Source organism: Microbacterium oxydans (assembly GCF_026559675.1).
Taxonomy (GTDB): Bacteria; Actinomycetota; Actinomycetes; order Actinomycetales; family Microbacteriaceae; genus Microbacterium; species Microbacterium oxydans_D.
This window is the reverse complement of record NZ_CP092891.1, coordinates 2,588,477-2,599,979: the sequence shown is the minus strand read 5'-3', so window position 1 is coordinate 2,599,979 and position 11,503 is coordinate 2,588,477. Positions and strand designations below refer to the sequence as shown.

The following is an 11,503-nucleotide window of genomic DNA, read 5'->3' as shown; positions in this document are numbered from 1 at the left end:
CATGGACTCCACCGAGATCCTGCTCGACGTGCAGGGGCTGTCCGTCCAGTACGCCTCGCCCGGCACGACACCCGTCACGGCGGTCGAGGACGTCTCGTTCTCGCTGCGTCGCGGGGAGTTCGTCGGCCTGGTCGGCGAGTCCGGGTCGGGCAAGTCCACGCTCGGCTTCGCACTGACCCGGCTGCAGAAGCCGCCGGCGCGCATCAGCGGCGGACGCATCCTCTTCGGTGGACGCGACATCCGCGAGCTGGACGCCGAGGAGCTGCGGCGTCAGCGCCAGGGCGGCTTCGCGATGGTGCTGCAGTCGGGCATGAACGCGCTCAACCCGGTGCGGACCGTGGGCAACCACTTCCGCGACATCTTCGCCGCGCACGGTCACGTGCCGCGCGAGGAGCGCGATGCCCGGGCTCGTGAGCTGATCGGCAAGGTCGGGCTCGACGAGACGGTGCTGGCGCGCTATCCGGGCGAGCTCTCCGGCGGTATGCGCCAGCGCGCCTCGATCGCCCTCGCGCTGTCGCTGGAGCCGCAGCTGATGGTGTTCGACGAGCCCACCACGGCGCTCGACGTGCTCGTGCAGCACGCGGTCATGGACACGATCAAGGAGCTGCAGCGGGCGGAGCACTTCACCGCGATCCTCATCAGCCACGACCTCGGCATCGTGCTCGAGGCCACGGACCGGGTGATGGTCATGCACGAGGGGCACATCGTCGAGGATGCTCCGAGCATCGACATCCTCCAGCGTCCGCAGGACGAGTACACACGGATGCTGCTCAGCCACTACGCCGACCCGCGCGCGGAGACCCTCTCGATCCCGGGCTTCGTCGACCTCGGGACGCGGCGCCGCGAAGGACGGTCCCGCACCGATGTCACCGAGACGGTGCCGACGGTCTCGCCGCGTGACGCGCGCCGTGCGGACGCGGCGATCGTGGTGGACGGCGTCTCGAAGCACTACCCGGCCCCGCGCCGGGGACAGGACGCCGTGACCGCGGTCGACGATGTCTCGTTCCGGCTCGAGCCGGGGGAGTCGCTCGCCCTGGTCGGCGCCTCGGGATCGGGCAAGTCGACCATCGCCAAGATGCTCACCGGGGTCGAGAAGCCCACCTCGGGCACAGTGCGCTTCGGCGACGTCGACGTGGCCACGCTCAAGCGGCGGGGTCTGCGCGACCTGCGCAAGGACGTGCAGATGGTGTTCCAGGATCCGTACGCGGCGCTGAACCCGCTGCACACGGTCGAGTACGCCCTCACGCGTCCGGTCATGAACTACACGAAGCTGCGCGGACCGGAGGCCAGGGCCCGGGTCCTCGAGCTGCTGGAGACGGTCGGTCTCACACCCGTCGAGCAGTTCGCGGCCAAGCTGCCGCATCAGCTCTCGGGTGGGCAGCGGCAGCGCGTGGTCATCGCCCGGGCGCTCGCGAGCGACCCGCAGGTGCTGATCGCCGACGAGCCGGTGTCGATGCTCGACGTCTCGCTCCGGGCCGGAGTGCTGGCGCTGCTGGAGGACCTCCGCGAGCGCTGGGGCATCAGCATGCTCTACATCACGCACGACCTGCTGAGCGCGCGACTGGTGACGCAGAACATCCTGGTGCTCAACCGCGGCCGGGTCGTCGAGCGCGGCGAGACCTCGGAGGTGCTGCAGCATCCGGAGGATCCGTACACGATCCAGCTGCTGGACGCCGTGCCCAACCCCGCACGTCTTCACTGACCGTCACGACTTCAACCCAAGAGAGAGGAGAGCACTCGTGCTCGCATTCCCCGACGGCTTCCTGTGGGGCGCCGCGACAGCGGCCCACCAGGTGGAGGGCAACAACACCACGAGCAACTGGTGGGCGATGGAACATGCGCCCGGCTCGCCCATGGTGGAGCCCTCCGGTGACGCCGCCGACCACTTCCACCGCTACCCGGAGGACATGCGGCTGCTCGCCGCGGCCGGGCTGAACTCCTACCGGTTCTCGGTGGAATGGGCGCGGATCGAGCCCGAGCGCGGCTTCGTCTCGCGGGCGATGCTCGACCACTACCGCCGCATGATCGACACGGCGCGCGAGAACGGGCTCGACCCCACGGTCACGCTCATGCACTTCACGGTGCCGCAGTGGTTCCAGAAGGACGGCTTCTGGCGCGCCGATGACGCGGTCGATCTGTTCTCCCGCTACGTCGAGACCGTGCTGCCGATCCTCGACGGCATCGACTACGTGTGCACGATCAACGAGCCGAACATCGCCGCGATGCTGGCCGGGGGAGAGGACGCGGCGAACCTCGTCGCCTACGGTCTCCCGAACCCCGACCTCGCCGTCGCCGACACGCTGCTCGAGGCACACCACCGTGCCACCGAGATCCTGCACTCGGTGCCGGGGGTCAAGGCCGGATGGACCATCGCCACGCAGGCGTTCCACTCCACCGGAGAGCCGGGCGCCGACGAGATGCTCGCGGAGTACGGCGACCCGCGCGACCACTGGTACCTCGACCAGTCCGCGGGCGACGACTTCGTCGGCGTGCAGGCCTACACCCGCACGTTCATCGGGCCGGAGGGCCCCCGTCCGGTGTCGTCCGACGTGGAGACGACGCTGACCGGCTGGGAGTTCTTCCCGGAGGCGCTCGAGATGGGCGTGCGCAGTGCGTGGGAGCGGAGCGGCGGCGTGCCGGTGCTCGTGACCGAGAACGGCATCGCGACCGCCGACGACACCCGTCGCATCGCCTACACGCAGGGGGCGCTGGAGGGACTGCACCGCGCGATCGCCGACGGCATCGACGTCCGCGCCTACCAGCACTGGAGCGCGCTGGACAACTACGAGTGGGCCAGCGGATTCGCGCCCACGTTCGGCCTCATCGGCTTCGACCACGAGACGTTCGCGCGCTCGCCGAAGCCCTCGCTCGCGTGGCTCGGCGAGGTCGCCCGTCGCAACGCGCTGTGACGCTCCACGGCTTCAGGCGCTGACGTCCCGTCGCGTCGACAGGGCGTCGGCGGCGTCGTGCAGGCAGGCGATGAAGGCCGCGACGACCGCGCTCACGTCGTCGCGGACCTGATGGGCGGCGAGGAGCCGCGTGGTCGGCGATCCGGCCAGCGGGACGATCGCGATCGAGGGCGGCACGAGCATCCTGACCGACTCCGGCAGGATGCTCGTGCCGAGACCCGCAGCGACGAACCCCAGCGCGGTCTCCTGGTGCACGACCTCCTCGACCACGCGCATGGTCCCCGCCGCCCCCAGCGTCGCGGTCACCCGATCGACGTATCCCGGCATGAGCGAGCGCGGATAGGCGATCATCGGCACCTCGATGATCTCCTCGGGGGTCACCTCGGTGCGACCGGCGAGGGGATGGCCGATAGGGAGGCACGCGACCAGACGCTCCTCGAACACCACCTGCGTGGAGAGACGCGGAGACGATGAGTCGCCGCGGGGGTCCTCGTCGCGCACGATCCCGACGTCGAGCGAGCCCTCCCGCAGCCGGGCGAACTGCTCGCCCGAGGTGAGCGGCACGAGGGAGAGGGCGACGTTCGGGCGTCGCGCGCGGAAGAGCTGCGCGACCTCGGGCAGCACCGTGTAGTTCGCGGAGCTGACGAATCCGGCCGTCAGCTGTCCCGCGAGCCCGTCGACGTAGGCGCGCATCTCGGCGCGGACGTCGTCGACCTCGTCGATGATCCGCCGAGCCCTCTCCTGCAGGTGCCTTCCGGCGGGCGTGAGCGTGACTCGGCGTGTGGTCCGCTCGAACAGCGCCACCCCGGCCTCGCGCTCCAGACGGCCCACCTGCACGCTCAGCGGCGGCTGCGACATGTGCAGCTTCTGCGCGGCGCGACCGAAGTGGAGCTCGTCCGCCACGGCGAGGAAGTAGCGCAGTTGACGGAGTTCCATGCGGGCACGATACGGGCTTCGTATTACCGCGCCGTTACGGGCGCATTGCGAGCGAAACGCTATCAATCAGTCGCGGAAATCGTATTTGACCTGGGGTTGCCTGCGCCGGTTATCTGATGTCGAAGCACCCGACACGGAGGACCCGACTATGACTGCAGACACCGCGACCCGCACCCGGATCGACATGCTCTACCTCAGCGAGCCCGACGTCATCGCCGCCGGCGTGAAGGACATGGAGCGCTGCATGGAGGTCATGGAGGAGGTGCTGATCCTGGTCGCCAAGGGCGACTACCGGATGGCCGGCAACTCGGCGAACTCGCACGGTGCGCAGATCAGCTTCCCGTCGTCATCCCCGTTCCCGACCATGCCGCTGGATGCCGCCGACCGCCGCTTCATGGCGATGGCCGCGTACCTCGGCGGACGCTTCGACACCGCAGGGGTCAAGTGGTACGGCTCCAACATCGACAACCGCGAGCAGGGACTGCCGCGCTCCATCCACCTCATCGTGCTGAACGACAAGGAGACCGGGGCGCCCTTCGCGATCATGTCGGGCAACCTCGAGAGCGCCTATCGCACCGCGGCCGTCCCCGGCGCCGCGGCGAAGAAGCTCGCCCCGGTGAACGCGACCTCGCTCGGCATCATCGGCCCCGGCGCGATGAACAAGAGCGCCCTGCACGCGATGACGGCGGCACGCCCGACCCTCCACACGATCCGCATCAACGGGCGTCGTCGATCGACCTCCGACGCCTTCGCGGACTACGTCCGTGAGCACTACCCCCAGTTCACGACGATCGAGATCGCCGACACGGTCGAGGCGGCCGTCCGCGACTCCGACATCGTCTCGGAGGCCGTGACCGGACTGGTCGGCTCGGAGAACTACCCGTACATCGACGGCGACTGGATCAAGCCCGGCGCGTTCCTGAGCCTGCCAGCGAACCTGCGCATGGACAGGGAGTACACGCTGTCGGGGAAGGCGCGGCTCATCGCCGACGCCAAGAAGATCTACGAGGCGTGGGCGGAGGAGTACCCCGCCCCCTCGCACGAGACCGCTTTCGGGATGATCGGCCTGTACTGGCAGGACCTGATCGACGCCGGCGAACTCGACGAGTCCCGCGTGGTGAACATCGGCGACGTGTTCGAAGGCACCGTGCCCGGGCGGGAGTTCGACGAGCAGCCGGTGCTGTTCAGCGTCGGCGGCATGGGCGTGGAGGATGTCGCGTGGGCGAAGACCGTCTACGAGAACGCGGTCGAGAAAGGGATCGGCACGACGCTGAACCTCTGGAACGCCCCGGACCTGGCCTGAGCCATGGGCACGAGCGAAGGACTCCCGGTGCACGACTCGGCGAGATTCGCGGTCATCGGTGCCGGGCTGAGCGGTGCGGCCGCGGCCTGGCGGCTGGCGCAGTCGGGCGAGGAGGTGATCGTGCTCGAGCGCGATGAGCCGGCTTCCGCCCTCGGCAGCTCGCACGGGTCGGCCCGCATCTTCCGGTACGCCTACCCCGACCCGTTCTCCGTCGGCCTCGTCGTGCGGGCGAAGGGCGGATGGGACGAGCTCGAGGCCGCGAGCGGACAGCGGCTCATCACCCCGAGCGGCTCCCTCGACTGCGGCGTGGTCCGCGACCCGCGGGGGCTGGCCGCGGCGCTCGCGAGCGAAGCCGTGGAGCACGAGCTGCTCACCGCGGGCGACGCGAAGGCGCGGTGGCCGCAGATCAACTTCGACGGCGAGGTGCTCTGGCACCCGGGAGCCGGTGTGATCGACGCCGAGTCCTCCGTCGAGGCGATGATCGACCTCGCGCAGGTCGCCGGAGCCCGTGTGCACCTCGGGTGGGATGTCGAGTCCGTCCGCCGGGCGTCCTCGGGCTACCTCCTCACCTCGACGAACGGCGACACCGTGCACGCGGAGCAGGTGATCGTCGCCGCCGGGGGATGGCTGCCCGCGCTGCTGGGCGGACTCGACCTGCCGTCGGCCTTCGTCGATGCCCTCCCGCAGTTCGAGGTGCGTCAGGAGAACGCGTTCCACTTCCTCTACCGCGACACTGCGGACTGCGGGGAGACTCCGGACGACGCGGCCACCACGTGGCCGACCGTCATCTACAAGGGCGAGCACATCCAGGCGTACAGCCTGCCCGGCGGTCGGGACGCGCAGTTCCGCGGACAGAAGGTCGCCGAGTACAACGGCGGACGGGTGATCCCCTCCGCGCGGGCGCAGGACGGACGGATCGATCCGCAGAACCGGAAGCGCGTCGTCGGGTTCGTCGAGCACTTCACCCCGGGCCTGCTCCCGACCCCCTACGCGGAGACCACGTGCCTCTTCACGAACGTGCCGCGCGAGGACATGATCATCGATCGGGCCGAGGGCATCACCATCCTGTCGCCGTGCTCGGGGCAGGGCGCGAAGTTCGCCCCGCTGCTCGGCGAGCTGGTGCTCGACCTCGTGTCCGGTTCCGAGCGGGCGGTGGAGCGCTTCCGCGCCGCCGGCCAGAGATTCGCGGGGGTCTGAGATGCCGACATCCGCTGATGCCAACACCCTCCTCGCCGAGATCGCGACGATCGGCGCAGACCCCGAGCGCGGCGGCTACTCGCGTCCGGTCTTCTCGCCGGCCGAGCTCGAGCTCCGGGCCTGGTTCGCGAGGAACGCGGCCGCGCGGGGGCTGCGGGTCGAGACCGACGGCAACGGCATCCTCTGGGCGTGGTGGGACGTCGCGACCGACGACAGCGCGCCGCGCCACGACGCCATCGTGACGGGGTCGCACCTCGACTCCGTGCCCGGCGGAGGGAACTTCGACGGGCCGCTCGGCGTCGCGAGCGCGCTCGTGGCCGTCGACCTCCTGCGCGACCGCGGGATCGCGCCGATCCGTCCGCTGGCCGTCGCGGTCTTCCCCGAGGAGGAGGGCTCCCGGTTCGGCATCGCCTGCCTGGGCTCACGCCTTCTGACGGGCGCCGTGGAGCCCGACCGCGTGCGCGCCCTCCGGGACGACGCCGGACGGTCCTTCGCGGAGGCGTCGGCCGATGCCGGTTTCGACCCCTCGACCCTCGGTGCCGATCCGGAGCGACTCGCGGGCATCGCGGCCTTCGTCGAGCTGCACGTGGAGCAGGGGCGCGGGCTCATCGACCTGGACCGTCCCGTCGCGCTCGCCGGGGCGATCATCGCCCACGGGCGCTGGCACGTGCGGATCGAGGGACGCGGCGACCATGCCGGTGCGACGAGGATGGCCGACCGGCAGGACCCCGTGGTGGTCGCGGCCGAGACCATCCGCAGCCTGCGCGTGCACACGCTCGTCGTCGACGACGCGCGCGGCACCGTCGGGCGGGTGAAGGTGACGCCGGGCGGTACCAACGTCATCGCCTCGGCCGTCGACCTCTGGATGGATGTGCGGCATCGGTCCGAGGAGGCGGTGCGGCGCATCGTCAGCGAGGTCACGGCCGGGACCGAGAGGGCCGCGGCCGCCGAGGGCTGCGTGGTCACGGTGACCGAGCAGTCGTTCTCGCCGACCGTGGCGTTCGACCCCGGGCTGCGCGCCGTGATGCAGGCGGTGCTCCCGGACGCCCCGGTGCTCGACACCGGGGCCGGGCACGACGCGGGCGTCCTGGCCGGCGCCGTGCCCACCGGGATGCTGTTCGTCCGGAATCCGAGCGGCGCCTCCCACACCCCGGCGGAGAGCGCGGAGCCGGAGGACGTCGCCGCCGGGGTCGAGGCGCTCGCCGACGTCCTGGAGCACCTGCTCACCCGCTGATCCGCCAGACCTGCACGATCCGCAAGACCCCCTACCCGAAAGGAGATCGACATGGACATCACCTCCCAGGTGAACACGGGATGGATGCTGACGGCCACCGTCGCCGTCACCCTCATGCTGCCCGGACTCGCGCTGTACTACGGCGGTTTGTCGCGCACGAAGAACATCCTCAACACGATGATGATCGTGTTCGGAGGATTCGCCGTCACGGCGATGCTCTGGGTCCTGTTCGGCTACGGACTCACCCTCGGGAACTCGGTCGGTGGCGCCGGCATCATCGGAGACCCGGCGGGGTTGTTCGGGATCCAGTCGCTGCTCGGCGCCGAGACGCCGGAGGGCACCGTGCCCGCGATCCTCATCGCCGTGTTCCAGCTGATCTTCGCCGGACTCACCGTCGGCATCATCGGCGGGGCGGTCGAGGGGCGGATGAAGTTCTCGAGCTGGCTGATCTTCAGCGGCCTCTGGGCGACGCTGGTGTACTTCCCCGTCGCGCACTGGGTCTTCGCCTTCGACTCCGCGGACGGCTCGACCATCGGCGGGTGGATCGCGAACAACCTGCACGCGATCGACTTCGCGGGCGGGACGGCCGTGCACATGAACGCCGGCGTCGCGGCCCTCGTGCTCGCCTTCTTCCTCGGCCGGCGGCGGGACTTCCCGCACGTGGGCCGCCCGGGCAACCTTCCGATCGCGATCGTCGGTGGCGGCCTCCTGCTGGTGGGATGGTACGGCTTCAACGGCGGATCCTCCGGCGGGATCAACGACAGCGCGGGGGTGGCCGTCACCAACACGCTCATCGCCGCGTGCGCCGGCCTGCTCGGCTGGCTCGTCGTCGAGCGCACGATCCGCAAGGCGGCCACCTCGCTCGGTGCCATCTCGGGCGTCCTCGGCGGACTCGTCGGCATCACCCCGGCGGCGAACTCGGTCTCGCCGATCGGCGCGATCATCATCGGCTTCCTCGCCGGCATCGTGGCCTTCGCCGCTCTCGGCCTCAAGGAGAAGCTGGGCTACGACGACGCGCTCGACGCCGTGGCGATCCACATGTTCCCCGGCATCTTCGGCACCCTCGCGATCGGCTTCCTGGCCGACCCGGCCTCGCCGGCCGGTGCGGCGGGGATCTTCTTCGGCGGCGGCGGGGAGCTCCTCGGCACGCAGGCGCTCGCGACCGCGTCGGTCTTCGTGTACACCTTCGTCGTGACCGCGCTCATCGCCTGGCTCATGAAGATCACGATCGGCCTGCGCGTCCCCGACACCGCCGAGATCGCCGGTCTCGACACCACCCTCCACGCCGAGACCGCGTACGACCTGGACGATGTGCGCTCCTGAGCGCCGTTCCCCGAGAAAGGACAAGATCATGAAGCTCATCAGCGCCGTCGTGCAGCCCAGTGCCCTGGAACCCGTGAAGACCGCCCTCGCCGAGATCGGCGTCGCCGGGATGACGATCCTCGACGCCAAGGGCCACGGCACTCAGACCGGCAAGGTCGAGGTGTACCGGTCCCAGCGGATCAAGGTCGACTTCCTGCCGAAGATCTACATCGAGACGGTCGTCACCGACGAGGTGCTCGACGCCGCGCTCGACGCCATCCAGGAGGCGGCCCGCACCGGGGCGATCGGCGACGGCAAGATCTGGGTCACCGAGGTGCTCCAGGTCATCCGCGTCCGCACCGGCGAGACCGGCCCGACCGCGATCCGCTGACGCACATGCGGTACCGCACCCGCGCCGACCTCCAGATCGTCCGCCCCGGCGACGTCGATCCGGAGCCATGGGCCAATGGCCTGGGGGTCACGCGGGTGCTCGCCGCGCGTCCGGCCTGGCGGATCAGCCTCGCCGAGATCGAGGGGCGGATGCCGTTCTCGTCCTTCCCGGGCGCCGACCGCGTGCTGATCCCGCTCGACCCCGCCGGGGTGACGCTGGAGGTCGCGGGGGTGGAGATGCGCGTGCCGCCGCACTCCGGCGTCGCCTTTCGCGGCGAGGACCGCGTGGTCGCCGAGACGGAGGGGCGCCGGGTGTCGGTGGTGAACCTCATGTCGCGGCGATCGAGCGGACGGATGCGATGCGAGATCCGCCGCGCGACCGGATCGATCGACGCGGATGTCGACGCCCTCGTGGTGCTGGGCGGGAGGGTGTCCGCCGGAGCGGATCCTCTGCCGCGCGGGACCGTGGTCACGGCGGAGGCGACCTCGCGCGTGGTCGTCGGGGCGGGCGGCGTCATCGCTCTCCTGCGCGTGCGACTTCGGCCGTCCGGGGCTTCCGCCCGCAGCGGAAGGGCGGCCGGGGACCGCGCGTAACCACCCACGCCATCCCACCTAGAATTGCTCCATGCCCGCAGGCGAATCCTTCTACATCACCACGCCCATCTACTACCCGTCCGACGTGCCTCACATCGGTCACGGGTACACGACGGTGGCCGTCGACACGCTCGCACGGTGGCACCGCCAGGCGGGGGATGACACCTGGATGCTCACCGGCACCGACGAGCACGGCCAGAAGATGCTGCGCGCCGCTGCGGCCAACAACGTCACGCCGCAGGAGTGGGTCGACAAGCTCGTCAGCGAGAGCTGGTTCCCGCTGCTGACGACGCTCGACGTCGCCAACGACGACTTCATCCGCACCACGCAGGAGCGCCACGAGACGAACGTGCAGACGTTCTTCCAGCGCCTGTACGACCGCGGCTACATTTACGCGGGCGAGTACGAGGCGCTCTACTGCGTGGGCTGTGAGGAGTTCAAGCCCGAGTCGGAGATCGTCGACGGCACCGGTCCCTTCGAGGGGCTGAAGGTCTGCGCGATCCACTCGAAGCCGCTGGAGCTGCTGCAGGAGAAGAACTACTTCTTCAAGCTCAGCGAGTTCCAGGACCGCCTGCTCGAGCTCTACAAGACCGAGCCCGACTTCGTGCGCCCCGACTCGGCGCGCAACGAGGTGGTGTCGTTCGTGAGCCAGGGCCTCAAGGACCTGTCGATCTCGCGCTCGACCTTCGACTGGGGCATCCCGCTGCCGTGGGATGAGTCGCACGTCATCTACGTGTGGGTCGACGCCCTGCTGAACTACGCCACCGCCGTCGGCTACGGCTCCGACGAGGAGACGTTCGCGCGCCGCTGGCCCGCCTACCACGTGGTCGGCAAGGACATCCTGCGCTTCCACGCCGTGATCTGGCCCGCGCTGCTGATGGCGGCCGGTCTCGACGTGCCCAAGGGCGTCTTCGCGCACGGCTGGCTGCTGGTCGGCGGCGAGAAGATGTCGAAGTCGAAGCTCACCGGCATCGCGCCGACCGAGATCACCGACGTCTTCGGCTCCGACGCATACCGCTTCTACTTCCTCTCCGCGATCGCGTTCGGGCAGGACGGCTCGTTCTCGTGGGAAGACCTCTCGGCCCGCTACCAGGCCGAGCTCGCGAACGGCTTCGGCAACCTCGCCTCGCGCACCACGGCGATGATCGAGAAGTACTTCGAGGGCGTCGTGCCGCCCGCGGCCGAGTACACCGAGAAGGACCTCGCGATCCAGAAGATCGTGGCGGATGCCGCGGCGAACGCGGATGCCGCCGTCGCGCAGTTCCGCATCGACGAGGCGATCTCGTCGATCTGGACCATCGTCGACGCGCTCAACGGCTACATCACCGCGAACGAGCCGTGGGCACTGGCCAAGCAGGCGAACAGCGGAGACGAGGACCAGCGCGCGCGCCTCGGCACCGTGCTGTACACTTGCGCCGAGGGCCTGCGCGCCCTCGCGGTGCTGCTCTCGCCCGTGATGCCGCAGTCGACGGAGAAGCTCTGGATCGCCCTCGGCGCCGCGGAGACGCTGGGCCGTCTGCAGGACCAGCCGATCCGCGAGGCCGGCGCCTGGGGCGTGCTGCGCCCCGGCACCAGCGTCAACGGCCTCGCGCCGCTGTTCCCGCGGGTGGAGTCCACGGCCTGACACGGCGTTTCGTC

The 11,503-nt window shown here is 70.1% G+C and carries 10 protein-coding genes; 9 read left to right on the top strand and 1 reads right to left on the bottom strand.

What is annotated here, in order from left to right:
- The first annotated feature begins 1 nt into the window (after position 1).
- Positions 2–1,702, top strand: coding sequence for an ABC transporter ATP-binding protein (locus MME74_RS12500; protein ID WP_416383347.1), 1,701 nt, complete (start codon positions 2–4; stop codon positions 1,700–1,702).
- A gap of 37 nt (positions 1,703–1,739) precedes the next feature.
- Positions 1,740–2,909 (top strand): glycoside hydrolase family 1 protein, encoded by a 1,170-nt coding sequence (locus tag MME74_RS12495; RefSeq protein WP_267415357.1) that lies wholly within the window; start codon positions 1,740–1,742, stop codon positions 2,907–2,909.
- A gap of 12 nt (positions 2,910–2,921) precedes the next feature.
- Here MME74_RS12495 and MME74_RS12490 read toward each other — a convergent pair whose 3' ends face one another.
- Positions 2,922–3,845 (bottom strand): LysR family transcriptional regulator, encoded by a 924-nt coding sequence (locus MME74_RS12490; protein ID WP_267415356.1) that lies wholly within the window; start codon positions 3,843–3,845, stop codon positions 2,922–2,924.
- A 148-nt stretch (positions 3,846–3,993) separates the two neighbouring features.
- On the opposite strand from MME74_RS12490, the gene MME74_RS12485 reads away from it, so the two are divergent.
- From MME74_RS12485 to metG, 7 genes are read left to right on the top strand one after another with little or no spacing between them, the layout of a single operon-like run.
- Positions 3,994–5,148, top strand: a complete 1,155-nt coding sequence (locus tag MME74_RS12485; protein ID WP_267415355.1) for a tyramine oxidase subunit B — start codon at positions 3,994–3,996, stop codon at positions 5,146–5,148.
- Positions 5,149–5,151: 3 nt separating this feature from the next.
- The gene (locus MME74_RS12480) at positions 5,152–6,345 is read left to right on the top strand and encodes an FAD-dependent oxidoreductase (RefSeq protein WP_267415352.1); all 1,194 of its coding nucleotides are present in this window, start codon (positions 5,152–5,154) and stop codon (positions 6,343–6,345) included.
- A 1-nt stretch (position 6,346) separates the two neighbouring features.
- On the top strand, positions 6,347–7,579 hold the full coding sequence (locus MME74_RS12475) for an allantoate amidohydrolase (RefSeq protein ID WP_267415351.1): 1,233 nt from the start codon (positions 6,347–6,349) through the stop codon (positions 7,577–7,579).
- A 51-nt stretch (positions 7,580–7,630) separates the two neighbouring features.
- A complete protein-coding gene (locus tag MME74_RS12470) occupies positions 7,631–8,902 on the top strand; it encodes an ammonium transporter (protein ID WP_267415350.1) in 1,272 nt (423 codons plus the stop codon).
- Between the two features lie 28 nt (positions 8,903–8,930).
- Entirely contained in the window at positions 8,931–9,272 is a 342-nt protein-coding gene (locus tag MME74_RS12465) for a P-II family nitrogen regulator (protein ID WP_267415348.1), read from the top strand.
- A 5-nt stretch (positions 9,273–9,277) separates the two neighbouring features.
- A complete protein-coding gene (locus MME74_RS12460; protein ID WP_267415346.1) occupies positions 9,278–9,865 on the top strand; it encodes a HutD family protein in 588 nt (195 codons plus the stop codon).
- 31 nt (positions 9,866–9,896) lie between these two features.
- Positions 9,897–11,489, top strand: coding sequence for a methionine--tRNA ligase (gene metG, locus MME74_RS12455; RefSeq protein ID WP_267415345.1), 1,593 nt, complete (start codon positions 9,897–9,899; stop codon positions 11,487–11,489).
- Positions 11,490–11,503: the final 14 nt, after the last annotated feature.

Coding starts and splice junctions, on each gene's coding strand:
- MME74_RS12475 (WP_267415351.1), top strand. CDS start 6,347: ATGCCGACATCCGCTGATGCCAACACCCTCCTCGCCGAGATCGCGACG.
- MME74_RS12500 (WP_416383347.1), top strand. CDS start 2: ATGGACTCCACCGAGATCCTGCTCGACGTGCAGGGGCTGTCCGTCCAG.
- MME74_RS12465 (WP_267415348.1), top strand. CDS start 8,931: ATGAAGCTCATCAGCGCCGTCGTGCAGCCCAGTGCCCTGGAACCCGTG.
- MME74_RS12460 (WP_267415346.1), top strand. CDS start 9,278: ATGCGGTACCGCACCCGCGCCGACCTCCAGATCGTCCGCCCCGGCGAC.
- MME74_RS12480 (WP_267415352.1), top strand. CDS start 5,152: ATGGGCACGAGCGAAGGACTCCCGGTGCACGACTCGGCGAGATTCGCG.
- MME74_RS12485 (WP_267415355.1), top strand. CDS start 3,994: ATGACTGCAGACACCGCGACCCGCACCCGGATCGACATGCTCTACCTC.
- MME74_RS12470 (WP_267415350.1), top strand. CDS start 7,631: ATGGACATCACCTCCCAGGTGAACACGGGATGGATGCTGACGGCCACC.
- metG (WP_267415345.1), top strand. CDS start 9,897: ATGCCCGCAGGCGAATCCTTCTACATCACCACGCCCATCTACTACCCG.
- MME74_RS12490 (WP_267415356.1), bottom strand. CDS start 3,845: ATGGAACTCCGTCAACTGCGCTACTTCCTCGCCGTGGCGGACGAGCTC.